This window comes from Betaproteobacteria bacterium (assembly GCA_009693245.1).
Lineage (GTDB): Bacteria > Pseudomonadota > Gammaproteobacteria > Burkholderiales > SHXO01 > SHXO01.
Map to the genome: position 1 here is coordinate 1 of SHXO01000044.1, position 25,328 is coordinate 25,328.

The window sequence follows — 25,328 nt, forward strand, 5'->3', positions numbered from 1 at the left end:
GGCTCCACGGATTCGCGCTACTACCGGGATATCGCGGAGAACATCTACCGCTTCATTCCCGTGCGTGTGGATGCCCAGGACGTTGCGCGTTTCCACGGCCGCGACGAGCGTATCGCCCTGAAGCATTATGCGGAGGCGATCGGGTTTTATGCGAGGTATTTGCGCCACCAATAGATCCGATTGACGCGGTTCGCGGTAGTGTGTAGTTTCGATCTGCCAGGAGAATTGGCGTACAACCGAGGCAACTGGAGGCACCGGGAATTCGCGCTTCGCAAATGCCGAAAAATTCACATTCCCGTAACCACTTAGCAAGACAGGCCCGTGTAAAACCGCCGCTTTGCGGGCTTGTCAATGATTACTTATACACATCTCTTGAGACTTTGCTTCAACAGAACGCCAAAACCCTAGCAGAACAACGTCTTGCACATAAGTAAATGAATGTCAATAGGAAAAATGCTTGCCCAATCGCTGCACGAAGCCTGTATATCGCGCCGGAAAGCACGCCCCGTCAAGTGGTCTCGTATTTGATGCACATAGTTGTCCACAGAAAATGTGGGCATTTGGTGAGCGCCTCCGAGTGAGCTTGGGCGCGCTAGACCGAGAGGCAAACCATGAATAACGCATTTGATTTGAAGGGCCGCGTCGCCATCGTCACCGGCGGAAACGGGGGGATCGGCTTAGGCATGGCGCGCGGCCTCGCCCAGGGGGGCGCGAGCGTGATGATCGCGGGCCGCAACGAGTCGAAGAATGCGCGTGCCCTGAAGGAACTCAGGGAGTTTGGCGTGGAGGTGGCCTCCCAGGTTGCCGATGTCACTCAGATTGAAGACTGCCAGCGTTTAATTCGTTCCACAGCAGGCAAGTTCGGGCGGCTGGATATCCTGGTGAATAATGCCGGGATGAATATCCGCAAGGCGCCCCAAGATTATTCCCTGGAGGAGTGGCGCCAAATCATGGACACCAACCTCACGAGTGCTTTTCTATGTTCTCAGGCGGCCTATCCGGAGTTTAAGCAAGCAGGTTCCGGAAAGGTGATCAATATCGGATCGATGACTTCGATTTTTGGCGCCTCGTTCGCGATGGTTTATAGCGCAAGCAAAGGCGGCATCGTTCAGATGACCCGCGCCTTCGCCACGGCGTGGGCCAAGGACAACATCCAGGTCAATGCGGTATTACCAGGGTGGATCGACACGGATCTCACCAAACGATCCCGCGTCGAAGTGGAGGGCTTGCATGAGCGCGTCATCGCGCGTACCCCCGCGGGGCGCTGGGGGGTACCTGCCGATTTGGCGGGAATCGCCGTTTTCTTGTCTTCCTCCGCATCGGATTTTGTCACCGGCACGGCGATTCCCGTGGACGGTGGTTTCTCTGTTCAGGTATAGACCTCCAGCGCCAGAAAAGAAGTAGGCGATGGGAAAGAAATTAGCGTACGTAACAGGCGGAATGGGCGGAATCGGTACTGCAATCTGCCAACGCCTATGTAAGACGGATTCGAGGTGATCGCGGGTTGCGGCCCGAACCGCGACTTCGGCAAGTGGTTGGGGGAGCAAAAAGCCCTGGGTTACGACTTCCATGCTTCGGTCGGAAACGTGGCGGATTGGGCCTCCACAACGGCCGCCTTCGAGAAGATCCGGGCCGAGCATGGTCCCGTGGCGGTACTCGTGAACAATGCGGGCATTACAAAGGACAGTATTTTTCGCAAAATGACCCGAGCGGACTGGGATGCGGTCATCAATACAAACCTCAACAGCCTGTTCAATGTCACTAAGCAAGTCATTGAAGACATGCTGGAACGTGGTTGGGGCCGCATTATCAACATTTCCTCGGTAAATGGGCAGAAGGGCCAATTCGGCCAGACCAACTATTCCACCGCAAAGGCAGGAATCCACGGTTTCACCATGGCCTTGGCCCAAGAGGTGGCGAGCAAAGGTGTTACGGTAAATACAGTGTCACCCGGCTACATCGGAACCGATATGGTGAAAGACGTTCGCCCCGAATTCCTGTAGAAAATCGTGGCAGGTATTCCGACCCGCCGCCTGGGCACCCCCGAGGAGATTGGCTCCATCGTGGCGTGGCTGGCGTCGGAGGAGTCCGGCAACGCCACTGGGGCGGACTTCTCCATTAACGGCGGATTACATATGGGGTAGGTTCCAGGGTGGGCACCTTGAATTTTTGCGATGCCTCATATTATTTTGCGGCATCGCACAAAAACCTGTTGACAAGCGTTAAGTTCTCCTTAAAATAGCGATTTTTGCAGAGCAACAAATGAGGAAGGCAGGTGGCCCGGTAGTTTTAGGCGGCCCTTGAAGTCCTTGTCCCACTGACCCTTGAGTAACAGGAGTAACCGAGAATGTTTGCAACCCCCTAGCATATTTCCGCCTTTAACGCATCGACGCTTGACGCCGCACTTCAGTTTGCCCGTATTTCCATCGATGCAACGGAACGCATGTTCAACGCCGGCATCGAGGCAGGCCGAGAAGTTTCCAATGAGGCCGCCAAGTTTCCGTTCAGAACGGTGAAATCAAGACCTTCCAGGACTTAGTCGCTTCTCAATCGAAAACCGCCGAAGCAGGTGCAGAGAAGGCGATGGCGCTCTCCAAGAGTTTTTACGATGTGGCCCAGCACGCTCAGAAAGAATTCGCGTCGGTCATGGAATCAAAGGTGTCGGAATTCAACAAGGTGCTGAATACCAGCCTTGACCAAGCGCTCAAGTCGGCCCCCGCTGGTGCGGATGCTGCTGTAGCTGCCATCAAGTCCACGGTTGCAGCCGGTGCCGCGGCCTTCGAAACCATCTCCAAGGCCGCGCGGCAGACCGCCAGTGCCGCGGAAGCCAATGTTCAAGCAGTGGTCGAATCGGCCACCCCGCGCGCGAAAGCGGGCAAGAGGTAAGGATTTTGTAGTCTTCGTACGTCTCCTCCCCCTTTCCCTAAGGATTCCTTAGGAAAAGGTTCAACCCCGCGGCTTAACCTGCGGGGTTTTTTTTGCCCTATTGGATTTGCATCGCACGCAGGAGTTGCCATACGGTAGTGAGTCCGGGTGTAATGGCGCCCTTTGCTTACTCATAGGCCTGTGCTCGTGCAAATTTCCGTTCTCGATCAGTCCGTGGCTGTCCAGGGCCGCCTTCACGAAGAATCCATCCGCGAGACCATGGCCTTTGCGCGCCATTGCGAAGCGCTGGGGTTTCATCGTTTCTGGATGGCGGAACATCATAATCACGATAGCATCTCTGGGACCGCGCCCGAAATCTTGATGGCGGCCGTGGCCGCCACCACGCAACGTATTCGCGTGGGCAGTGCTGGGATCATGCTTCCCAATTACTCCACCTTCAAAGTCGCCGAGCAATTTCGCGTGCTGGAAGCGATCGCACCGGGGCGAATCGATCTGGGCGTGGGCCGTGCGCCCGGAACCGACCGGCGTACCGCCTTTGCTCTCAATCCCAATGTAGACCAGGACAGCGAGCACTTTCCTTCCAATGTGCGAGACCTGCTGGCATGGATCGAAGGCAAGCCCTTGGCATCTGGCCATGTATTCCAGGGGCTGCGCGCATTTCCGTCCGGCGGCACCGCCCCCGAAGTATGGGTTTTGGGTAGTTCCGATTTTGGTGCCCAGGTGGCCGCGCATTTCGGCTTGCCTCATTCCTTCGCTCATTTCATTACCGACGGGCAGGGCGCGGAGGAGGCCCTGGAGACTTACCGGCGGAACTACCGCCCGAGCGAACGCCACCCAACTCCTTATGCGTCTTTATGCGTGTGGGCCTTAGCGGCGGACACGGAACAAGAGGCGCTACGCCTTTTCTCCACACGGGAGTGCTGGCGCATGGCACGCGACCGAGGCATCCTGCTTCCCATGGTGCCGCCGGAGGAAGCCATGGCGCATCCCTACAGCGAAGCCGAGCGCGGCAAGATTCTCCAGATGCGCACGAAAGCCATCATTGGGACGGGCGCCCAAGTCGCGGATAGGTTGCGCGAACTTGCGCAGCGGGTCAACGCGCAAGAAATCGTGATCCTCACCTGGACCTACGACTCCCAGGCGCGCTGGCATTCCTATGACCTGCTGGCGAAGGAATTCGGCCTATGAGCCCATGGGAATTTTGGATCGACCGCGGGGGTACCTTCACCGACATCGTGGCTCGGCGCCCCGATGGTTCCATCAAGACGCACAAGCTGCTTTCGGAGAATCCCGAGCGCTACCCGGATGCGGCGTTGCAAGGCATTCGAGACCTGCTCGGAGCCGAGGGGCCCATCCCGCCCGAAGCTTTGAGCGCGGTGAAGATGGGCACCACGGTGGCGACCAACGCGTTGCTAGAGCGAAAAGGCGATCCCACCGTGCTGGTCATCACCAGGGGTTTTCGCGATGCATTGCGAATCGGCTACCAGGCCAGGCCCAAGTTGTTCGCTCGCAAAATCGTTCTGCCGGAAATGCTTTACAGCCAGGTCGTGGAGATCGAAGAGAGGGTGGGCGCGCGCGGAGAAATATTGTTGCCACTCAATGAGGCCCAAGCACGCCGGGTGCTTGCGCAGGCCTACGGCACGGGAGTGCGCGTATGTGCCATCGCTTTCATGCACGGCTATCGTTTTTCCGCTCACGAGCAGCGCGTCGCGGAGCTGGCGCGTGAAGCCGGTTTCACCCATATCAGCGTTTCCCATGAAGTCAGCCCGCTCATGAAGCTGGTGAGCCGGGGCGACACCACCGTGGTGGATGCCTACGTGTCGCCGCTCTTGCGGCGTTACGTGGACCAAGTCGCCTCGCAGCTAAGCGGTGTGAACCTCATGTTCATGCAGTCCAACGGGGGATTGGCGCAGGCGGGGAGATTTCAAGGAAAAGATAGCCTGCTGTCCGGGCCGGCGGGCGGTGTAGTCGGGGCGAAGGCAATTGCGCAACAAGCGGGATTCGAGCGATTCGTCGCCTTCGACATGGGTGGCACTTCCACCGATGTGACACATTACGCTGGGGAACTGGAGCGAACTTTCGATAACGTGGTCGCGGGCGCGCGCATGCGCGCACCGATGATGTTGATTCATACGGTCGCCGCTGGCGGAGGCTCCTTATTGCGATTCGACGGCATGCGTTACCGGGTGGGGCCGGAATCGGCGGGCGCCAATCCTGGGCCTGCTGCCTACCGCCGGGGCGGGCCGCTCACAGTGACGGACGCCAACGTTCTGGTGGGACGCATACAGGCGGACTTCTTTCCAAAGGTATTCGGTGCTTCGGGCCGCGAGGCCCTTGACCGCGACGCCGTGCGGCAACGATTCGCGGAACTGGCGCCTACCTCCGGCGCGGGTGGCATTACGCCGGCGCAAGCGGTGGATGTGGCGGAGGGTTTCTTGAAGGTAGCGGTGGAGAACATCGCCAACGCCATCAAACAGATCTCCGTGCAGCGCGGCTTTGACGTCACGCGCTACGCGCTGGTGAGTTTCGGCGGCGCGGGCGGCCAAGTGGCATGCCGCGTAGCGGACACCTTGGGCATGCCATCCATCCTAGTGCATCCCTTGGCTGGCGTGCTCTCCGCCTACGGCATTGGATTGGCCGATGTGCGTGTCATGCGCGAACAAGCAGCCGAGCTTCCCCTGTGCGAGGACAACATGGAAAGGATCGGTGCCATGCTGGCCCAACTCGAAAGCTCGGCCCGTACGGAGTTGCTGGCGCAAGGAGTGCAGGAGGGCAACATTTTCGTCCACCGCCGCCTACATCTCAAGTACGAAGGCACGGACGTGCCCCTGCAAGTCAACGAGGGGGATCTTCCTAGTGTGATGTCGCGCTACGAGCGCGGTTACCAGGAGCGCTACGGATTCACCATGGCGGACAAAGCCGTCATCGTCGAAGCCTTATCGGCCGAGGCGGTGGGTGCGGGGTCGCAGGCCGCCACCATGCCGGCCCCGAACGGGGACGGCCAGCCACGCACGCTCGTACCCTTGCACGCCAATGGCGCCTGGCGGCAGGCGCCATTGTTCGTGTGGAATGATCTCAAGGTAGGCCAATGCCTGCACGGTCCCGCCATCGTCGTGGACGAATGCGCCACCACGGTGATCGACCCTGGCTGGAGGGGCGAGATCAGCGCGCGTGGCGACATGGTTCTGCGGCGCTCGGTTCCCATTAGGCGCGAGCACGCCGCCGGCACTCAGGCCGATCCGGTGATGCTGGAAATCTTCAACAACCGCTTCATGGCCATCGCCGAACAGATGGGCGTGGCGCTCGCCAACACTGCGTACTCGGTGAACATCAAGGAGCGCTTGGATTTTTCCTGCGCGCTGTTCGACCAGGATGGCGGGTTGGTCGCCAACGCGCCCCACATCCCCGTGCATCTTGGTTCCATGGGTGATAGCGTACTCGCGGTCAAAGCGAGCAAGCACGCATTGCGGCCGGGCAACGTGTGGGTGATCAACGCGCCTTACCACGGCGGGACGCATTTGCCCGATGTCACCGTGGTGGCCCCAGTTTTCGACGAAACAGGGGACAACTTACTGTTCTTCGTGGCGGCGCGCGGCCATCACGCGGACATCGGAGGCATCACGCCCGGCTCCATGCCGCCCAACAGCAAGAGCGTGGAAGAGGAGGGCGTGTTATTCGACGATGAATTGCTGGTCGAGAACGGCCGCTTCCGAGAACCGGAGATTCGCGCCGTGCTCGCCAGTGGCAAGTATCCCGCGCGCAATCCCAGCCAGAACATCGCCGACCTCAAGGCCAAGATCGCCTCTTGCGAAAAGGGCATTCAGGAAGTGAGGAAAATGATCTCGGAATTTGGCCTGGATGTGGTGCAGGCCTACATGCATCACGTGCAACACAATGCGGAAGAACAGGTGCGCCGGCTCCTCACCGTATTGAAGGACGGGTGCTTCGAGTACGAAATGGACAACGGTGCCAGGATCGTCGTGGCCATTCGTGTCAATCGCGCGGATCGCAGCGCCATTATCGATTTCACCGGCACCTCCGCGCAGCAGGCCAGCAATTTCAACGCGCCCTCATCGGTGTGCAAGGCGGCGGTGATTTATGTCTTTCGCACCTTGATCGACGAGGACATTCCGCTCAATGCCGGCTGTTTGAAGCCCCTGCAACTCATCATCCCCGAGGGTTCCATGTTGAAGCCCCGCTATCCCGCGGCCGTGGTGGCGGGCAATGTCGAGACCTCGCAGGCGATGGTGGATGCGCTCTACGGCGCGCTTGGGGTCCAAGCAGCGGCGCAAGGCACGATGAACAACTTCACCTGGGGCAATGCCCGCCATCAGAACTACGAGACCATTTGCGGGGGCAGCGGCGCGGGTCCGGATTACGATGGCACCAGCGCCGTGCACACCCATATGACCAACACCCGGCTCACGGATCCGGAGGTGCTGGAATGGCGCTTTCCCGTGGTGCTGGAGAGCTTTGAAATTCGTCGTGGCAGCGGCGGTGCGGGTAAGCACCGGGGGGGCGATGGCACATCGCGCCGCATGCGATTCCTGGAAGACATGACCGCGGCCATCCTCGCCAATCACCGGCGCGTGCCGCCTTTCGGTCTGGAAGGTGGCGAGCCGGGCGCCCGCGGGCGCAATTGGGTGGAGCGCACCGATGGCAGCACCGAGGAGTTCGGGGCCCAGCATGAGATCGAAGTGCATGCGGGCGATGTCTTTGTCCTTCACACGCCCGCGGGGGGCGGTTTTGGGAAGGTAGAATAACGCCACCATCATCAAGCATCCGTTAGAGGATTTCATGGCTGACAATTGGCGTTCCAAATTCATCACCCAGGGCGTGGCCCGTTCCCCCAACCGCGCCATGCTGCGCGCCGTGGGATTCGGCGACAACGACTTCCAAAAACCCATCGTGGGCGTGGCCAACGGGCACTCGAACATGAATCCGTGCAATTCCGGCATTCAGCCCCTGGTGGATCGCGCCATGGCGGCGCTCAAGGACGCTGGCGCCATGCCGCAAGTCTTCGGCGTGCCTACCGTCACCGATGGCATCGGCATGGGGACGGAAGGGATGAAATATTCCCTCGTATCCCGCGAAGTGATCGCGGACGCCATCGAAACTTCCGTCAACGGACAGATGATGGACGGCGTGCTGGTGGTGGGCGCCTGCGACAAGAACATGCCCGGCGGCATGATGGCCATGGCGCGCATCAACGTGCCGGCCATCTACGTCTACGGCGGCACCATCAAGCCTGGAACCTGGAAGGGCCAAGCGCTCACCATCGCCAGTGCCTTCGAGGCGGTGGGGGCTTTTAGCAGCGGCAGGATGTCCCAGGAAGATTTCGACGGCGTGGAACGCAACGCCTGTCCCTCCGTGGGGGCGTGCGGCGGGATGTTTACCGCCAACACCATGTCGTCTTCCTTCGAGGCGCTCGGCATGAGCCTGCTGGGCTCGTCCCAAATGGCGGCTCCCGATGCGGAGAAGGCCGATTCCGCCGCGCAATCGGCGAGGGTGCTGGTCAATGCCATCAAGAACAACATTCGCCCGCGCGACATCATCACGCGCAAATCCATCGAGAACGTCGTCTCCCTGGTGATGGCCACCGGCGGTTCGACTAACGCCGTGCTGCACTACCTCGCCATCGCCTCGGCGGCGGGGGTGGAGTGGACGATCGATGACTTCGAGCGCATTCGCAAGAAGACGCCGGTCTTTTGCGATCTGAAGCCCTCCGGCAAATACGTGGCGGTGGATCTGCACATGGCCGGCGGTATTCCGCAAGTACTCAAGATGCTGCTCAATCACGGCCTGCTGCATGGGGATTGCCTCACCATCACCGGCAAGACCATGGCGGAGGAACTGGCCAACGTTCCCGGTGAGCCGCGCAAGGACCAGGACGTCATACGGCCGATCGGCAGACCGCTCTACGAGCAAGGCCACTTGGCTATTCTCAAGGGCAACCTCGCACCGGAAGGCTGCGTGGCCAAGATCACCGGATTGAAGAACCCTTCCATCACAGGCCCGGCGCGTGTGTTCAACTCCGAGAACGAGATCATGGAAGCCATCATGGCCAAGAAGATCAAGGCCGGTGACGTGGTGGTGATTCGCTACGAGGGACCCAAGGGCGGGCCCGGCATGCAGGAAATGCTGGCACCGACCTCCGCTTTGATCGGCCAAGGCCTGGGGGATACCGTGGGCTTGCTGACCGATGGCCGCTTCTCCGGCGCGACCTGGGGCATGGTAGTGGGCCACGTGGCGCCGGAGGCCTTTGTGGGCGGCCCCATCGCCTTGGTGCAGGAGGGGGACTCCATCACCATCGATGCGCACAAGCTTCTCATACAACTCAACGTCTCCGAGTCCGAACTCGCGAAGCGCCGCGCGCAGTGGAAGCAGCCCGAGCCGCGCTACAAGGAAGGCTTGATGGCCAAGTACGTGAAGCTCGTATCCACGGCGAGCAAGGGTGCGGTGACGGACAAGTAGTTCGGGCAAATCGTGCAAATACTCCGGCTCGCCTTGCTTGCTGGAGTATTGCTGCATGCTGTTCCTGTCATCGCGGATCGCGGCGTCTATCAGATCGGCGTGACACGCTCGAACGGGAGCCGCACCATTGGCTCCGCGGTTCAACTGGCGCCGGGCAAGCTCGTGGCGAATTGCCACACCGTTCGCGACGCCAGCCAAATCGTCGTTCTACATCCCCGGCGCCAGTTTCTGGCCAAGCTCGACCGCGCGGATTTTCTGCATGACCTGTGTCTGCTACGCGCGCCTATTTTCAGCGGCAGCCGGCCCGAGCGGGTGGCTTCGGCGAATTTGGTGCTGGGCCAAGTGGTCATTGCGCATGGCTTTGGCTCTGGTTTCGGTATGAGCGCCGCCCGCGGAATCATTACCGGCTTGCACCCGTACGATGAGGGGCTGGTCTTGCGCATCTCGGCGCGTTTTCCGGGAGGTGCCAGCGGTGGCGGACTGTTCGATGAGGAAGGGCGCTTGATCGGCATTCTCACCTTCCGTGCGCGCGACGAAGATCTGAACTACGCGCTGCCGGTGGAATGGGTAAACCGGCTGCTGGATGACCCGCCGGCGGAAATCATCAATACCCTTGCCTTTTGGGAGGATGGCGCCCCCGCGCAGCCGGCATTTCTGCGTGCCGCGCGCATGGAGTCCGAGCAAAGATGGGCGGACTTGTTCGCCCTGGCGCAAGATTGGGCCGCGGCCCAAGAGCACGAGGACGAAGCTTGGATCGCATTAGGCCGTGCCCGCATGGGCCTTGGCCAGAGCGATGAAGCCGTGGTGGCTCTGCGGCGGGCCTTGGCGCTTGAGCCACGCAGTGGAAGGGCTTGGTACTGGCTCGCGAGCACCTACCACGTCCTGGGTTTGGCACAGTCCTTGGCCGAAGCGGCGAAGAAGCTCGCCGAGGCGGACTCCCAATTGGCGGAACGGTTGCAACGCCAGATACTGGAAAAATCGGCGCAACCTCGCGAATGACCTACGGAATCGAGCGCTAACAGGCGTCTCCTGGGCACTCGTACTTGTAATACTGCCGGTTGAGATAGGTCGTGACCGCATCGATGTCCTGCTTCTCCCACCTCAATCGTTCCACACCGCTCCAATGCTTGACCCAGGTGCGTACGTCTTCGAAGGTGCGCGCCTTGGGGCGGGAGCGCTTGTGCAAGCTGTACGTATGGCAAGCCCCGCAGTGCAGTTCGTAAAGAGCCTGGCCTCGCTGCGAGATGCTCTGAGCGTTGCCAGACGGAACGGCGAATCCGAATACGAGTGTGGCAGCCACAAGACGCAATGTATGCATGGACGGCTCCTTCTCATGTGATCTCACGTTAACTCCCGTGCTTTGAGGCGTCTTGATCTTGGTCAATAAATGGAATGTTGCGGAGGTGGCACGTTGCTTCAAGCATCGCGGGAGCGCGAAGCGGCGTTGCGTGAGAGCAGGAGCGCGCGCAATGCGATCTGGAACTGGTCGACGTGCGGGTCTTGGATCATTTCGTCGTGGGTGGTTCGGGAATCCTGTCCTTCGCCGAGCGCGGTTTGTTGTAGCGCTGTTTGGCGCAAGACGTGGCGCAAATCTATTGAGGGGCGGCCCTGTTCCGTGCTATAAAGCGCCCCTTTCCAACGTACATTGCGCACTCAAGGCAACCATGGCACGAGTATGTGAAGTCACCGGCAAGAGGCCGGTTAAAGGGAACAATGTTTCCCACGCCAATAACCGGACGCGCCGGCAATTTCTCCCCAATCTCCAGTCCCGCCGTTTTTGGCTGGAGGACGAAAAGCGCTGGATTCGCCTGCGTGTGTCGCGCGCGGGCTTGCGAACCATCGACAAGAAGGGCCTCGGCGTGGTGCTGGCGGAAATTCGCGCACGTGGCGAAATGGCTTAAGGAGCGGGAAGATGCGTGAAAAGATTAAGCTGGAGTCCTCCGCCGGTACCGGGCACTTTTACACCACCACCAAGAACAAGCGCACCAAGCCCGAGAAGATGGAGATGAAAAAGTACGATCCCGTTGCTCGCAAGCACGTGAACTACAAAGAGACCAAGCTGAAGTGAGCTTCGGCCCCAACAAAAAAGCCCGCGAAAGAGGGCTTTTTTGTTGAATGCGGCGGGAAAAACTAGGCGGTTGCGTAACCGCGCAATTGCGTTGAAAACTCCCGTAGCTGCGATATGCCGCTACGTTCGGCGCGGCGGCACCAGTCCTCGAGTAAATGCAGCAATTGCTCTTTCGAGGCCGTGGAGCGCTTCCAAACCCCAGTCAATTCCTGCCCCATGGTGTAGATGGTCTCCAGCATTTTGCTGGTCTTGAGCACCTCATCCAGCTTGGCCTTTTCGTTGGTGGTCAAGGCGGCTGGATCGCGATGCAACCACTTGCGGAAAAGGCTTGTGTCGATGGCGAGACCGCGATCCTTCAGTTTCCCAATTTCCATGGCGCACGCATGCTTCAAGGTATTGGCGAAGCGCGCCGCCACATCGTAACGATGGGTGATCACCGCTTGCAGGGTGTGGAGGTCACAGCTCGGCTTGGGCAGTTGGATGCGCATCGAGGGCGCGACCTTCTTGATCTGTGCGAGACCTAAAATTTCCAGTACACAGATATAAAACCAACCAATGTCGAACTCGTACCACTTGTTCGACAGCCGCGCCGATGACGCATAGGCATGATGGTTGTTATGCAGCTCTTCGCCGCCTATCAAGATTCCGAAGGGCACGATGTTGGTGCTGGCATCCTCGGTCTGGAAATTACGGTACCCGTTGAAATGACCTATACCGTTGATGACTCCTGCCGCCGTAACGGGAATCCACAACATCTGTACTGCCCAGAGGGTGAGTCCAATCGGACCAAACAGCACGATGTCGATGACGGCCATCAGGGCGATCCCCTTTGCGGAATGTTTGCTGTACACATTGCGCTCGATCCAGTCATCGGGCGTACCGTGCCCGTACTTCGCCAATAGCTCTTTGTCCTTGGATGCGGCGCGGTAGAGTTCCGAGCCTTCCAGAAGCACCTTACGGATGCCATACACCTGCGGGCTGTGGGGATCCTCCGGGGTTTCGCACTTCGCGTGGTGTTTGCGGTGAATGCTGACCCATTCCTTGGTGACCATGCCCGTGGTAATCCAGAGCCAAAAGCGGAAAAAGTGGCTGACCGCGGGATGCAGATCCAGGCCACGGTGAGCCTGGTGGCGGTGCAAGTAGATGGTGACGCAGGCAATGGTGATGTGCGTCAACACTAAGGCCAATACGACATATCCCCACCAAGGTAGGGAGATAGCGCCGGACAGAAAGGTGAGCATGAGATCCATTGGGGAGTGGGATTGCAGGAATACAAATTGAAGGGGGAATCGCGCGCATTGTACCTAAATCCCAGAATGCGGGGCGAAACGCACGCCAGGAACACCTTGGCCCCCCTCACGTGGTGCAAACTGTATTCAGGTTACGGTTCGAACATTGGAAACTGAAGGCGCGCCTTGCGGGCCGCCAAGAGGCTTAGTATTTTGTAAAAGGCGAATTTCGCGTTGCGGATAGGGGATTTCGATCCCCTCGCGCTGAAATACCTTCCAGATTTCACGGTTGATATCCGACTGAACATTGGCCTTCCCGCTTTCCGGATCCGAAATCCAGACGTAGAGCTCCATATCAATGCCGCTATCGCCAAACCTGTTAAGTAACGCCATGGGTTCGGGCTCGGCCAGCACGCGCGGGTGCGCTTTTGCAATATCGAGCAGTAGCGCCAAGACATGCTCCACATCGCTGCGGTAGCTCACTTGCACCGCTATGTCCACGCGTACTCTGCGGTCGGAATACGAGTGATTGATCACCACGGAGGTAATGACCGTTTCGTTCGGAACGATGGCTTCGGTGCCATCCAAGCCTCGCACGACCACGTAGCGAGAGCCCACGTGCGTGACTTGTCCGTAGTAGTTGTCAATGGTGACCAGCGCGCCTGGACTGATGGACCTGTCTAACAAGATGGTAAAGCCGCTCACGTAGTTGCTGGCGATTTTTTGAAGACCGAAACCGATCCCCACCCCCAAGGCGCCGCCAAACACCGATAGCACCGTCACATCTATCCCTAAGGCGGGAAGTGCAATGAGTACTGCTACAACCATGAGCACCACGCGCACCAGGCGAGAGATGACCACGCGCACGTTGAGATCAACGGTCGCGGCGCTCATCAAACGGCTCTCGATGAGACGCCCAATCCACATCCCCAGAACCGCGGCCACCGCCACCACGATGGGCGCTTGCACGATCGTGAGAAGAGAAATGTGCTTGCCAGACATCTTGAAGCCAACTCTGTCGAGGGCTGTCGTGATTTCGGGTAAAACGCCCGTAATGTAGAGAGCGACCCCGATCCAAACCGCCCAGGCGAGCGCCCGTTCAGAAAGTGCTAGCCACTGCGACGCGTCAAATGCCGTGCGTAGCAAATAAATGAGCGCGCGTATGAGAACGAGCGACGCCAAGAGCGGAATCGCCAGATTGAGGAGCGCGACGCTCATGCCGAGGTGAGGGAGTGCGAAACGAGCCACCAACACGCACAACAGCGCGCATGCGGGGAGCAACAAGCGGTGCGCGCCCCCCACCCCGAAGCGGGCGGCGGAGGCGGAAGTCTTGGTGGTGGTGAGCCGAATGCTTAGGTAGCGAGTGAGCAGCCACGCCAGAAGGAGGCTCGCGGCAATGATGCCAAGCTGCCACAGCACTGCCGTTTTTTCCAGCTCGGCGAAGAAAGCGGCAATCAGATTGCGAAAACCCGTGCCCGGTTTCATGCTATGCCTTGGCGTGCTCCATGACTGCCGCGAAGAACCCGTCGGTTTCGTGCATATCGGGCCGCAAACGCAGATAGTCGCCCGTATCGAGATCGATCCCAAGGGGCTTGAGCGCACCGCAGGCATTGACTGCACGAAAGGCAGGGTGGGCCGCGAGGAAAGTTTCAACCACTGCCTGGTTTTCCTCTTGCAGCAGACTGCAAGTGGCGTAGACCAAGCGGCCACCGGGCTTGAGCAGCTTGGCGGCGGAACTCAGAATTTCGGATTGTTTCGTCGTCATCTCGCCAATATCAGCCTGGGTCTGGCGCCACTTGAGGTCTGGATTGCGGCGCACGGTACCTAGCCCGCTACATGGCGCGTCCACGAGGACGCGGTCTACCTTGCCCGCTAGCCGCTTGACGTGGGAATCGTTGGATCCGGCGATGCGTTGCGGAAATACGTTGCTCAAGCCGGAACGCTTCAAGCGCGGACGCAAGTTGCCCAAGCGCTTATCCGAGACATCGAAGGCATACAGCCGGCCTTGGGAATGCATCATGGCCCCCAATGCGAGCGTCTTGCCACCCGCCCCAGCGCAAAAATCCACCACCATGTCTTGCCGGCGAGGCGCCACCAGGAAGGCCAGGAGCTGGCTGCCTTCGTCTTGCACTTCAATGGCTCCGCTTTCGAATAGCGGGTGGCGGTTGATCGCGGGTTTTTGCGTAAGCCGGATTCCGGCGGGGGAATAACGGGCGGGCTCGCACTCGATCCCGTCCGCATGCAGTTTTTCCATGGCTTGTTCGCGAGTCGTCTTGAAGGTGTTCACTCGCAAGTCGAGGGGGGCAGGGCGCTGCAATGCGCGCCCCAGAGACTCCACCTCGGTGGCTGTGAACTGCGCGAGGAGCCGGTCGTAGATCCAGTCCGGAAGATCGAGGCGCACGGCAGGCGGGAGCCCTTCGCGCTGAGCGGCTTTCACTTGCGCCAGCCAAGGCAACTCGTCTTGCTTCGCGAAATGCTCCAGCACACCCAATGGTTGCCCCTCGAGCTTCACCAGGGCGGCGAGCAACATGCGGCGGGGTGTGACCACGCCGCTTAATGATTCCAACCATCGCCGGTGGCGCAGCACGGCATAGACCATGTCCGCGATGAGGCCTCGGTCCCTATGTCCAAGCTGGCGCCGGATGCGAAAGAAATTTCCCAGCACCGCGTCCGCAGGTTGGGCGAAGTCCAGCACTTCTTGCAAAGCGGCGGTGGTGGCGAGCAAGAGCCCGGGAGTCCAGCGGGCGGACACCTTAGGGATTCGCGGAGGGACTCAAATGCGTCACGATGGAGTCGACGGTGGTATCGTCGTCGGTGAATAGAATTCGCACGGGGAGATAATGGTTTTGAGCCGCTAGCCAGAATTCGAATCCGCGCTTGTCGCCGGGATCGAGAATTTTTTTGATGTGTACCGTATCCAGTTCGCCGATGGCGGTCTTGAGTTTTTGCTTGCCCACGATGGCGTAACGGTATTCGGAGAGCTTGCGCCCGTCGGTGAGCGCGACCTTGCCCTCCTTGCCATCGGGCGGATCGAAGGCAAAACTCCAAGCAAACGAGGATTGGTCGAAGGCGTGGTCGGGCATTGGAAGAGTTTGCGGCCCGCTACCGCTGTCAAGGGTAATTTGCTTCGTTTCCCAGTCAAAGCGCGCGGTCTTCTTCGGCTTCTTCGAGCGTTCTTCGAGAAAACTGCCCGCTCGCAATCCCGTCTTCGTAATGGTGCCGCGGGCTTCCCGGTGAATCGTGAGCTTATGCAACATGGCCGCCATTCCAACGGTCTTGGTGTGAGAGACGATGCTGAATTGCTTACCATCGTGCTCGAACTTGTCTTGCGCCTGTCCGATGGTCATGCCATTCCATGAAACTTTGTACTGTATTTCCACACGGTTGGGCAGGTTCGACGCGAATCCGAACGCCGGGAGCATTACGATCGAAATGAGAAAGACAAGCCGTGTCATGAGCAAGCCGGAGAAGTGAGTACATGGTCGCTCGCCGCTACGCGGGCTACGCGCACACGCCGGCCTTCGAGCTGAATTCGGTCTTCGAGCAACCACCGCACAGCCGCGGGAAGAATGCGATGTTCTTGCACGAGCACGCGCGCGGCGAGGCTGGCGGGCGTATCGTCGTCGCGCACCGGCACTGCCGCCTGCGCGATGATGGGGCCGCCATCGAGCGCGGAGGTGACGAAATGCACGGTACAGCCGTGAACCTTGACGCCTTCTTCGAGGGCGCGTTGGTGGGTGTTGGTTCCAGGAAACGCGGGCAACAGGGAAGGGTGGATGTTGATCAGGCGGTCTTGAAATGCGTGCACAAAGCGCTCAGTCAGTATGCGCATGAAGCCCGCGAGTACGATCAAATCCGGCCGGTAGGGTTCGATATGTTGCATGAGGGCTAGATCGAAGGATTCGCGCGATGCATGACTTCGGTGATCGGCCACCGCCGTGGGGATGCAGCGGGACCGTGCCGTGACCAACCCTTGGGCGTCTGGCCTATTGGAGATAACCGCGGCAATCCGTGCATTCAATTCCGAATCGATGAGCGCTTCCATGTTGCTGCCCCGGCCTGAAATCAGGATGACGATGCTTTTCATCGCACGATGGCTGCCTGCCCGCCTTGGGGGCGCGCGCGAATTTCACCGATGCGATAGACGGTTTCACCCGCCGCCGCTAAAAAATGCATCGCGGCCTGTGCCTCGCTTGGGCTTACCACCATCACCATTCCGATCCCGCAGTTGAATACGCGATGCATTTCCCCGTCCGCAACACCTCCTGCCTCTTGCAACCAGCGAAACAATGCTGGGCGCGGCCAGCAGCCGCGGTCCATCACCGCCTGATGATCCTCGGAAAGAATGCGTGGCACATTCTCCAATAGTCCGCCACCGGTGATGTGGGCGAGGCCCTTGATATCGGTCGCGCCCATCAGGCTGAGCAAAGGCTTCACGTAAATTCGAGTAGGCGCCATTAACCAGTCTTTTAACGGGCGCCCCTCTAAAGCCGTGGATAGATCCGTCTTGGAGCGCTCTAGTATTTTTCGGATTAGCGAGTAACCGTTGGAATGAGCGCCGCTGCTCGCGAGTCCTAACAGAATATCTCCCACCGCGATACGGCTGCCGTCGATGATGCGGTCGCGCTCCACCGCTCCCACGGCGAAACCCGCCAGATCATACTCGCCCGCGCCGTACATTCCCGGCATTTCCGCGGTTTCTCCGCCAATCAAGGCGCAACCCGCTTGCTCGCATCCGCGCGCGATGCCACCGATGACCTGCGCGGCGGTGTTCACATCGAGCTTGCCGCAAGCGAAATAATCCAGGAAGAATAGAGGCTCCGCGCCTTGCACCAGGATATCGTTGACGCTCATCGCCACCAGATCGATGCCTATGGTGTCGTGCCGATCGAGGGCGAAGGCGAGCTTGAGCTTGGTCCCGACGCCGTCGGTTCCGGAGACCAGGACGGGGTTGCGGTAGCGCTTGGGCACCTCGAATAGCGCACCAAATCCGCCGATTCCCGCCAGAACGCCCTCGCGCAGGGTCTTGCGTGCCAGGGGCTTGATCCGCTCCACCAAGCTGTCACCGGCATCGATATCCACACCGGAGTCGCGATAGGAAAGGCCGGAGTCTTGTGAGGAAGCCATGGATTAGAAGGGATATTTTGGAGAAATGAGGTGTGCGGATCAGGGCGCGATGGATGCTCCCCGCCGAATGTACGCTACCATTGCACACCCACGCGTGCCAGGGCTGTACTCTTTTCGCGGGATGCACCGATACCGGCGGCGCGGATTCTAATGGATATGGATACTACTCGGCCGAAATCGATTCGCTATCTCGCCTATGCGGCGGCTGTCCTCACGATGGCTTGGCTGGTCCACCTTCTGGCGCCCATCTTGGCTCCCTTCGTCGCTGCGGCAATCCTGGCCTATATCTGTACTCCCATGGTGGATTACCTTCAACGCCGAAAGCTGCCCAGATCGTTGGCCGTGGTGGTGGTGATGACCTGTGTCGTATTGGCGATCGTGATTTTGGTGCCGCTCGTCATCGATCAAACGGCGATATTGTCCGCTAAAGTTCCGGCCTTACTCGATTGGTTGCGCCACACCGCCTTGCCCTGGATCACCGAGCGCACCGGCCTTGAACCGGGAGAGGGATGGATGAAATTGAAGGAGGCCCTGGCCAAGAACTTCCAGTCCGCCGCCCACCTACTGGCAACCCTGTTACCAACTTTAGGCGCCAGCGGCCTGGCCTTGCTCAGTTTTACCGGCATGCTGGTCTTGCTTCCCATCGCATTGTTCTTCTTTCTGCGGGACTGGCACCGTTTCACGGGTCATCTCGCTGGATTGATACCTCGCCGCCTTCTTCCCGATATTAGCAGTATTGTCCGAGAAATCGATTCGGTTTTAGGCGAGTTCTTGAGGGGCCAGTTGTCGGTGATGGTGGCATTGAGCGTGATCTACGGTCTTGGCTTGTGGATCGTTGGCGTGGATGGTGCGCTTTCCATTGGAGTTCTGGCCGGCACGCTCAGTTTTGTGCCCTACTTGGGCTTTGCCACCGGAGCGCTCCTGGGCACTTTCGCTGCCATCACTCAGTTCCAGACCTTGGGAGGTGTCGCGGGGGTTTGGGCAGTGTTCGTGGCGGGCCAGCTACTGGAGTCCTACGTATTGACTCCAAAGCTGGTGGGCGACCGAATCGGGCTACACCCGCTTGGCGTAGTCTTCGCCATCATGGCTTTCGGCCATTTGCTAGGATTCGTTGGCGTACTCTTGGCCATACCCTTTGCCGCATCCTTCTTGGTATTGATGCGCTTCTTCTTGCGCAGATACAAGGCAGGCAGCTTGTATCAGGACTGATGGACCAACTGATTCTCGAACTCTCGGTCGCGCCTGAACCCACTCTCGAGAACTTTGTCGTGGGCCGCAATACCGAGGCGGTGCAGGCGCTACGTGCCTTGGCAAGCGGGGAAGCCTGCTCTCGCGTGATCTACTTATGGGGAGAGTCTGGTTGCGGACGGTCCCATCTGCTCAAGGCTACCCTGAGCGCATCGAGGACGGCCGCGCTCACGGTGGTGGACGGTATAGAGACCTTAACCCGTGCGCAAGCGGAGGCCTTATTCCCCGTGGCACGAGATGCCTTGGCGGGTACGGGATTTTTGCTGGCAAGCGGAGATCTCCCTCCTGCTTCGCTGGAATTGCGCGAGGATTTGCGCAGCCGTTTGGGCGCCGGATTGGTGTACCGGCTGTGGCCGCTTTCCGATGGCGAGAAACTCGCCGCCTTGCGCGCGCGCGCACACCATCTTGGTTTTGAACTCCCGCCGGATGCCGGGACCTATCTGCTCCGGCACTGTCCGCGCGACATGGCCGCCTTGTTGAGCACGCTCGATGCTCTGGATCGCTTATCGGTGAAGTTACAGCGCTCTATCACTCTCCCTCTCCTGAGGCAATGCCTGGATGAACATAGATGGCCGGCAATTCAGTGACTTGCGATATACTCTCGGGGTTATCCTCGCACTCCGAGGCATGGGCAAGCCCGCCAGGCTGATTCGTACCTTTCCCTCGCACTGACAATACATGCGGCTTGCATTGTTCGACCTCGACAATACGCTTCTGGCTGGAGATAGCGATTTCGAATGGGCGCAATTCCTAATGGACCAGAGGGTCGTGGACCGTGAGGTCTACGAGGCCCGCAACCAGAAGTTTTACGATCAATACAAGGCGGGGACGCTTGATATCCGCGAATTTCTCGATTTTCAGCTTCTACCCTTATCCCGCCACTCCACCGAACAACTCCAACTATGGCATGCGGAATTCATGGAATCCCGCATCAAGCCAATGATTACTCAAAAGGCGCGCGACTTGGTGGAAGGGCACAAGAATGACGCTCGCGTGATCATCACGGCCACCAACAGCTTCGTGACAGGCCCCATCGCGCGCGAGTTCGGTATCGAATATCTTATCGCCACGGAACCCGAGCAGCAAAACGGGAGTTTTACCGGTCAAGTTCAGGGGACGCCTTCCTTCCGGGAGGGTAAGATCACGCGCTTGAACGCTTGGCTGGCCGAGATGGAGTTGGCCTGGGAGTCCTTCTCCGAGACTTGGTTTTACAGCGACTCGCTTAACGATTTGCCTCTGCTTTGCAAAGTCAGTCACCCCGTTGCGGTGGATCCCGACGAGACGTTGAAGGATCACGCCATCGAGCACGACTGGATGATTATTTCCCTACGCTAACCGAAATGGATTACCCGTTGCATCTGGTATCGATTATTCAATGCTGAAGAAGTTTTTGGACCGGGTACGTTCCATTGGGAGCAAACGCGGCCATGGCCCGCGTACCATCGAAGTTTCCGAGCATGGATTAACCCGCGATCGCATCAGTTCCGGGGCGCGCAAAACCATCCTTGGCCTTCAGGAAAAAGGCTATAAAGCCTATGTCGTGGGAGGGGCCGTGCGTGATCTGCTGGCCTCGTTGGTGCCCAAGGATTTCGACATCGCCACCGGCGCCACGCCCGAGCAAGTGAAAAGCGTGTTTCGCCGGGCGCGCATCATCGGCCGGCGGTTTCGTTTGGTGCATGTGCCCTTCGGCGATGACATCGTGGAGGTTTCCACTTTTCGTGGCAGCGGCAACGGGGGAGATGAATCCCAAGTGCACGATGAACACGGGCGCATCGTACGCGACAATGTTTTCGGCTCCCAGGAAGAGGATTCCCTACGCCGGGACTTTACGGTCAACGCGCTGTTCTACGATCCGTCCACCGAGCAAATTATCGATTACTGCAATGGATATTCGGACGTCAAGTCGCGCACCATCCGCATGATCGGGGTGCCCGAGGAGCGTTACCGGGAAGATCCTGTCCGGATGCTTCGCGCCGTTCGCATGGCGGCGAAGCTCGATGGCAATATCGAACCGGGCACCAAGGCGCCCATTCGCGCGATGGCGGGGCTCATGTCCCATGTTCCGCCATCCCGTGTGTTCGAAGAGATGCTGAAATTGCTATTGTCCGGCCACGCAAAATCGTCCCTGGAAAAGTTGCGCGCGGAAGGTTTACTGCACGGCCTTCTTCCAATGATCGACCTGATTCTCGCGCAGCCCTTGGGTGAACGTTTCCTCATGTTGGTGCTGGAGAAAACCGATGGGCGGGTGCTAGACGATAAGTCCGTGTCCCCCGGTTTCCTTTTCGCCGCGCTGCTATGGCCTGAAGTGCTCGGAGCGTGGCGTAAAGACGTGGCGGGCGGGGCGAGGGAGATCCCCGCTTTGCACGAGGCCATGGATTCCATCATTCATGCGCAGGTGGAAAAGCTCGCCATCCCGAGGCGCTTCACCACGGATATGAAGGACTTGTGGATGTTGCAGGCGCGCTTCGAGCATCGTGCGGGCCGGCGTCCCTATCGCTTGCTTGAGCATCCGCGTTACCGGGCAGGCTACGATTTCTTGCTATTGCGCTGCGAGGCCGGTGAAGCCAACCAGGAACTTGGGGAATGGTGGACGCGCTTCCAGGATGTCTCGCCCGAGGAGCGCGAAGGCATGCTGTTCATGGACCACGCGCCGCGCAAACGGCGCCGCCGCCGCCCAGCAGGAGAGAAATCGCCAGCCGTTACGCCTTCCACCGTCTAAAAAGGCCAGGAGTGAGCGGGGAGCAAGTGTTTATCGGCTTGGGCGCTAACGTGGGCGATGTCCTGAAAGCGATCCCGCAGGCGATGAAAGAGTTGTCGGAGATTCCCCGCACCCGCCTCCTTGCAAAATCATCCCTTTACCGCACGGCGCCGGTAGGGATCGAGAACCAACCCGATTTCGTGAACGCCGTGGCGAAACTTTGCACGGGCCTGTCCGCCAAGGAATTGCTGGGTCAATTGCATGTCATGGAGCGGCGCCACGGTAGAGTCCGCCGCGAAAAGAACGGCCCGCGCACGCTCGATTTGGACTTGCTGATGTACGACGATTTGGTATCTAGTGACTCGAGCATGATCATTCCGCATCCTCGCATGCATGAACGTGCTTTTGTGTTGCTTCCCTTGAGCGAGATCGCACCCGAGATCGTGATCCCCGGCCACGGGCCTATCGGCGAACTGCTTTCGCGGCTACCGATTCAAGGAGTGACACGACTTCATGCTGCCTGAGCGCTTGCGCTACATCGTGGTCGAAGGCCCCATAGGCGCGGGCAAAACCACCCTGGCGCGCAAACTGGCGGAGTGTTCCGGAGCGGATCTGCTATTGGAAGATCCCGAGAAAAATCCCTTCTTGGGTAGTTTCTACAAGGATCCCGCGCGACACGCCTTGGCCACACAATTGTTCTTTTTGTTTCAGCGAGTCAACCAGGTAAGTGCCCTGAAGCAGCGCGATCTCTTCGAGCAGCGCACCGTGGCGGATTTTCTCTTTGACAAGGATGCCCTCTTTGCTCGGCTCACCCTAGGGGACGCCGAGCTTGGGCTCTATCAACAGATCTTTGCGCATCTCTCGCCCCAGGTACCGCTACCGGACCTGGTGATTTACCTGCAAGCACCCACGGTCACGCTCTTGGAACGAGTTCGCCGCCGGGCGAAGGAGTACGAGAATGCCATTTCCGAGGATTACCTGCGCCGCTTGAGCGAGGCCTATAGCCGCTACTTCCACGAGTACACGGCCGCTCCCCTGCTAATTATTAACAGCACGCGTTTGAATTTTGTTGATCGCCTGGAGGATTTTGATTTACTGTTGCGCCGCATCACCGAAATGCGAGGTCCCAGGGAATTCTTCAATCTGGGGAGTTAGAAGCCCGTTCCAACCGCCTCTAAGGGCGGCTCACGAAAATGGAAGTCATCCATACAGTCCGAGAACTCAGGCAGCGCCTAGCCACCGAGAAACAGGTAGGCTGCGTACCCACCATGGGCAACATTCACGAGGGCCACTTAAGTTTAGTGGGTCTGGCTCGTGAACAAGCTTCTTGCGTCGTGACCACAATCTTCGTCAACCGCCTCCAGTTTGGCCAAGGCGAGGACTTCGACAAGTATCCCCGCACCTTCGAGGACGACTGCGCCAAGCTTGAGGCTAGGGGCAACACGATCGTGTTTGCGCCGGAGGAAAAGGAAATGTATCCCGAGCCGCAAGTCTACTACGTCGATCTGCCCAAAGTTGCCAATATCCTCGAAGGCCGCTTCCGCCGTGGCCATTTTCGTGGCATGGCCACGGTGGTGCTCAAGCTCTTCCACATCGTTCAGCCCCAAGTCGCCGTTTTTGGCAAAAAGGATTACCAGCAACTGGCGATCGTTCGCCACATGACCGACCAGTTTTCCCTACCCATTCGCATCATTCCTGCGGAAACCATACGCGCGGAGGATGGGCTGGCACTGTCCTCGCGCAACCGGTATCTGTCTCTCGAACAAAGGAAAGAGGCCATCCGCCTTCGCCAAGCGATACTTCAGATTAGGGATTCCGTGGCGGCGGGCGACCGGAATTTCGTTGCGATGGAATATGCGGCGGGCGCGCTGCTTGCGCGTCACGGATGGAATGTGGATTACGTCGTGGTCCGAACCCAGCGCGGGCTGTCTCGCCCGGAGCCTCAGCATAAAGACCTGGTTCTACTAGGCGCCGCTAAACTTGGGCAAACGCGGCTGATCGATAATCTTGAAGTCATGGCACCGTAGGATTATGGGTTGCCAGTTTGAATGTAGTGTCGGAAAACTTTACACTCGCCCTTGTCGTTGAATTACAAATGGTTATTAATCAAATAGATAAAATTTTGGAACAGCAATTGCTTTACAGCGGCTGAGCCGATTCATTGAGGATGACCAGGGGGTTGGGCGTCTACTCTATGGAGGGCAAAGACAAAATACAGGAGCCGACAGAAATGAAGAGATCTTTGATTACGGTAGCCGTACTTATGAGCGCAAGCGCGGGCTCGTACGGTGCACCTACGATGTATGACTTGACTAGCTACGGCAGCTCCGCAACGATCAACAATGCGATCTATTTGATTCCGGCTGGCCCCGACAGAAATGTCGTAGGGACTGGGTTTTGGGATCCTTTTCTTCGCCTCCAGGATTCCCCGTCTGTACCTATCCCCGGGGTCGAGCAGGGCTATAACACCTCGGACCGGGGCAGCGTATCCAACAAGGTGCAGTTTGACGAGAAAACCGATCCGAACTTCACGACGGATCTGCTAAGCGATCTTAACTTGGCGCAGCTCCCCAAGGTGACCTACGGCGGGATCGACTACCGAGAGTTCTTGCTGGATATCAACCAGACAAACAGAGCGACCGGCAAGTTCTTGTCCCTGGACCGCCTCGAAATTTTCTTTGGCGCGAATCAGGATACGGCACCCGGACCTGGCCAGGATCCGGGAGGTTTCGAAGGTGATACCACTCAGGATCCCACCGACGACAAGCTGGGGGAGGGGTCGGGTAAATTGTCGTGGATATACTCCATGGACACGGCGGCGATCGATAACTTCGTGAAGCTGAACTACGACAATCAGCAGGGTTCGGGTATGGGCTACGACATGATTTTCCTCATTCCGGATAGCCTATTCGTAACGAGTGCGCTCAACCCTGTGGTATATCTGTACTCGAGATTCGGTGATAACTTCGCCGCGAACGACGGATTCGAGGAATGGGCGTTGAAGACCGGTGGCGGAAATGCGACCTGCCCGCCGGGGAGCACGGATCCAAAGTGTGGCGGCGGCGGAGGAGGAGGCGGCGTACCCGAACCAGGCAGTATCGCGTTGTTGGGTGCAGCGCTCGCAGGATTGATAGCCGTGCGTAGGCGCCGGGTAGCGTAGACCCCGTTACAAGATTCTCGCCAGTGCAAAACCCGCGACCTAGGTTGCGGGTTTTGTTTTTTCTGGCTGGGCAGATTATTCGGTCTACGAAGCGCGACTTGCCGCGCGGATACGCTGGGTTATCTGGGCATGATCATCAAGCATCGTGGCGCAGAGTTCTTGCTAGGCTCCGTACAATACGCTAACCAAGACCATCAACCCGAGACGACCTGCCTATCATGCCGAATCCATTATTAGTCTATTGCCTTATCGTTCCCCTAGGCTTGATCGCGGGCTGCAATGCGGACCCGGAAGGTAAAGTGGACAATGCCAAGAGCCATCTTGCCAAAGGCGCGGTCAAGGCGGCGCAGATCGAACTGAGAAACGTGCTCAAGAGGGAACCCAACAACGCACAAGCGCGCTATCTTTTGGGGGTCGCTTTCAAGGATGCAGGGGATT

At 58.8% G+C, this 25,328-nt stretch carries 24 protein-coding genes and 2 pseudogenes; 19 read left to right on the plus strand and 7 right to left on the minus strand.

Going from position 1 to position 25,328, the window contains the following annotated elements; all coding sequences use genetic code 11:
- Positions 1-611: 611 nt before the first annotated feature.
- The 7 genes and pseudogenes from EXR36_08835 to EXR36_08865 all read left to right on the plus strand — a co-directional run bounded on the left by EXR36_08835 (position 612) and on the right by EXR36_08865 (position 10,359).
- On the plus strand, positions 612-1,379 hold the full coding sequence (locus EXR36_08835) for a glucose 1-dehydrogenase (GenBank protein MSQ59725.1): 768 nt from the start codon (positions 612-614) through the stop codon (positions 1,377-1,379).
- Positions 1,380-1,407: 28 nt separating this feature from the next.
- Positions 1,408-2,144: pseudogene (gene phbB / locus EXR36_08840) on the plus strand (acetoacetyl-CoA reductase).
- A 373-nt stretch (positions 2,145-2,517) separates the two neighbouring features.
- Positions 2,518-2,886, plus strand: coding sequence for a hypothetical protein (locus EXR36_08845; protein MSQ59726.1), 369 nt, complete (start codon positions 2,518-2,520; stop codon positions 2,884-2,886).
- Between the two features lie 186 nt (positions 2,887-3,072).
- Positions 3,073-4,074 carry an LLM class flavin-dependent oxidoreductase gene (locus tag EXR36_08850; protein MSQ59727.1) on the plus strand — a complete coding sequence of 334 codons (1,002 nt, stop codon included), beginning with the start codon at positions 3,073-3,075 and terminating at the stop codon, positions 4,072-4,074.
- Positions 4,071-7,649, plus strand: coding sequence for a 5-oxoprolinase (locus EXR36_08855; protein MSQ59728.1), 3,579 nt, complete (start codon positions 4,071-4,073; stop codon positions 7,647-7,649). Before EXR36_08850 ends, EXR36_08855 begins: the two co-directional genes overlap by 4 nt.
- 34 nt (positions 7,650-7,683) lie before the next feature.
- Positions 7,684-9,360, plus strand: a complete 1,677-nt coding sequence (gene ilvD / locus EXR36_08860; protein ID MSQ59729.1) for a dihydroxy-acid dehydratase — start codon at positions 7,684-7,686, stop codon at positions 9,358-9,360.
- 12 nt (positions 9,361-9,372) lie between these two features.
- Positions 9,373-10,359 carry a tetratricopeptide repeat protein gene (locus tag EXR36_08865; protein MSQ59730.1) on the plus strand — a complete coding sequence of 329 codons (987 nt, stop codon included), beginning with the start codon at positions 9,373-9,375 and terminating at the stop codon, positions 10,357-10,359.
- Positions 10,360-10,375: 16 nt separating this feature from the next.
- On the opposite strand, the gene EXR36_08870 is transcribed toward EXR36_08865, so the two are convergent.
- Positions 10,376-10,678: a hypothetical protein gene (locus EXR36_08870; protein MSQ59731.1), complete on the minus strand. Its 303-nt coding sequence runs from the start codon at positions 10,676-10,678 to the stop codon at positions 10,376-10,378.
- Positions 10,679-10,836: 158 nt separating this feature from the next.
- On the opposite strand from EXR36_08870, the pseudogene EXR36_08875 reads away from it, so the two are divergent.
- The 3 genes and pseudogenes from EXR36_08875 to rpmG all read left to right on the plus strand — a co-directional run bounded on the left by EXR36_08875 (position 10,837) and on the right by rpmG (position 11,428).
- Positions 10,837-10,923 (plus strand): annotated as a pseudogene (locus tag EXR36_08875) (hypothetical protein).
- Between the two features lie 101 nt (positions 10,924-11,024).
- A complete protein-coding gene (locus EXR36_08880; protein MSQ59732.1) occupies positions 11,025-11,261 on the plus strand; it encodes a 50S ribosomal protein L28 in 237 nt (78 codons plus the stop codon).
- A gap of 11 nt (positions 11,262-11,272) precedes the next feature.
- Complete coding sequence (gene rpmG / locus EXR36_08885) at positions 11,273-11,428, plus strand: 50S ribosomal protein L33 (GenBank protein MSQ59733.1); 156 nt, start codon at positions 11,273-11,275, stop codon at positions 11,426-11,428.
- Positions 11,429-11,490: 62 nt separating this feature from the next.
- Here rpmG and EXR36_08890 read toward each other — a convergent pair whose 3' ends face one another.
- The 6 genes from EXR36_08890 to EXR36_08915 form a co-directional block, all read right to left on the minus strand.
- On the minus strand, positions 11,491-12,669 hold the full coding sequence (locus tag EXR36_08890) for an acyl-CoA desaturase (protein MSQ59734.1): 1,179 nt from the start codon (positions 12,667-12,669) through the stop codon (positions 11,491-11,493).
- Positions 12,670-12,804: 135 nt separating this feature from the next.
- Positions 12,805-14,142, minus strand: a complete 1,338-nt coding sequence (locus EXR36_08895) for a mechanosensitive ion channel (GenBank protein MSQ59735.1) — start codon at positions 14,140-14,142, stop codon at positions 12,805-12,807.
- 1 nt (position 14,143) lies between these two features.
- Positions 14,144-15,409 carry an RsmB/NOP family class I SAM-dependent RNA methyltransferase gene (locus EXR36_08900; GenBank protein ID MSQ59736.1) on the minus strand — a complete coding sequence of 422 codons (1,266 nt, stop codon included), beginning with the start codon at positions 15,407-15,409 and terminating at the stop codon, positions 14,144-14,146.
- Position 15,410: 1 nt separating this feature from the next.
- A complete protein-coding gene (locus EXR36_08905) occupies positions 15,411-16,112 on the minus strand; it encodes a DUF3108 domain-containing protein (GenBank protein ID MSQ59737.1) in 702 nt (233 codons plus the stop codon).
- Positions 16,109-16,744 (minus strand): phosphoribosylglycinamide formyltransferase, encoded by a 636-nt coding sequence (locus EXR36_08910; GenBank protein MSQ59738.1) that lies wholly within the window; start codon positions 16,742-16,744, stop codon positions 16,109-16,111. Before EXR36_08910 ends, EXR36_08905 begins: the two co-directional genes overlap by 4 nt.
- Entirely contained in the window at positions 16,741-17,784 is a 1,044-nt protein-coding gene (locus EXR36_08915; protein ID MSQ59739.1) for a phosphoribosylformylglycinamidine cyclo-ligase, read from the minus strand. Before EXR36_08915 ends, EXR36_08910 begins: the two co-directional genes overlap by 4 nt.
- A gap of 150 nt (positions 17,785-17,934) precedes the next feature.
- Between EXR36_08915 and EXR36_08920 the strand changes: the two genes are divergently transcribed.
- The 9 genes from EXR36_08920 to EXR36_08960 all read left to right on the plus strand — a co-directional run.
- Positions 17,935-18,993, plus strand: coding sequence for an AI-2E family transporter (locus EXR36_08920; protein ID MSQ59740.1), 1,059 nt, complete (start codon positions 17,935-17,937; stop codon positions 18,991-18,993).
- Complete coding sequence (locus EXR36_08925) at positions 18,990-19,619, plus strand: DnaA regulatory inactivator Hda (protein MSQ59741.1); 630 nt, start codon at positions 18,990-18,992, stop codon at positions 19,617-19,619. Before EXR36_08920 ends, EXR36_08925 begins: the two co-directional genes overlap by 4 nt.
- Before the next feature lie 91 nt (positions 19,620-19,710).
- Positions 19,711-20,367 carry an HAD family hydrolase gene (locus tag EXR36_08930; protein ID MSQ59742.1) on the plus strand — a complete coding sequence of 219 codons (657 nt, stop codon included), beginning with the start codon at positions 19,711-19,713 and terminating at the stop codon, positions 20,365-20,367.
- Positions 20,368-20,407: 40 nt separating this feature from the next.
- Complete coding sequence (gene pcnB, locus EXR36_08935; GenBank protein ID MSQ59743.1) at positions 20,408-21,751, plus strand: polynucleotide adenylyltransferase PcnB; 1,344 nt, start codon at positions 20,408-20,410, stop codon at positions 21,749-21,751.
- Positions 21,616-22,254, plus strand: coding sequence for a 2-amino-4-hydroxy-6-hydroxymethyldihydropteridine diphosphokinase (gene folK / locus EXR36_08940; GenBank protein MSQ59744.1), 639 nt, complete (start codon positions 21,616-21,618; stop codon positions 22,252-22,254). The genes pcnB and folK overlap by 136 nt, the downstream gene beginning before the upstream one ends.
- On the plus strand, positions 22,244-22,885 hold the full coding sequence (locus tag EXR36_08945) for a deoxynucleoside kinase (GenBank protein ID MSQ59745.1): 642 nt from the start codon (positions 22,244-22,246) through the stop codon (positions 22,883-22,885). Before folK ends, EXR36_08945 begins: the two co-directional genes overlap by 11 nt.
- Before the next feature lie 38 nt (positions 22,886-22,923).
- Positions 22,924-23,757, plus strand: a complete 834-nt coding sequence (locus EXR36_08950) for a pantoate--beta-alanine ligase (GenBank protein MSQ59746.1) — start codon at positions 22,924-22,926, stop codon at positions 23,755-23,757.
- A gap of 779 nt (positions 23,758-24,536) precedes the next feature.
- Complete coding sequence (locus EXR36_08955) at positions 24,537-24,890, plus strand: PEP-CTERM sorting domain-containing protein (GenBank protein ID MSQ59747.1); 354 nt, start codon at positions 24,537-24,539, stop codon at positions 24,888-24,890.
- Between the two features lie 218 nt (positions 24,891-25,108).
- Positions 25,109-25,328: hypothetical protein (locus EXR36_08960; GenBank protein MSQ59748.1), on the plus strand; the 220-nt coding region annotated here is incomplete at its 3' end.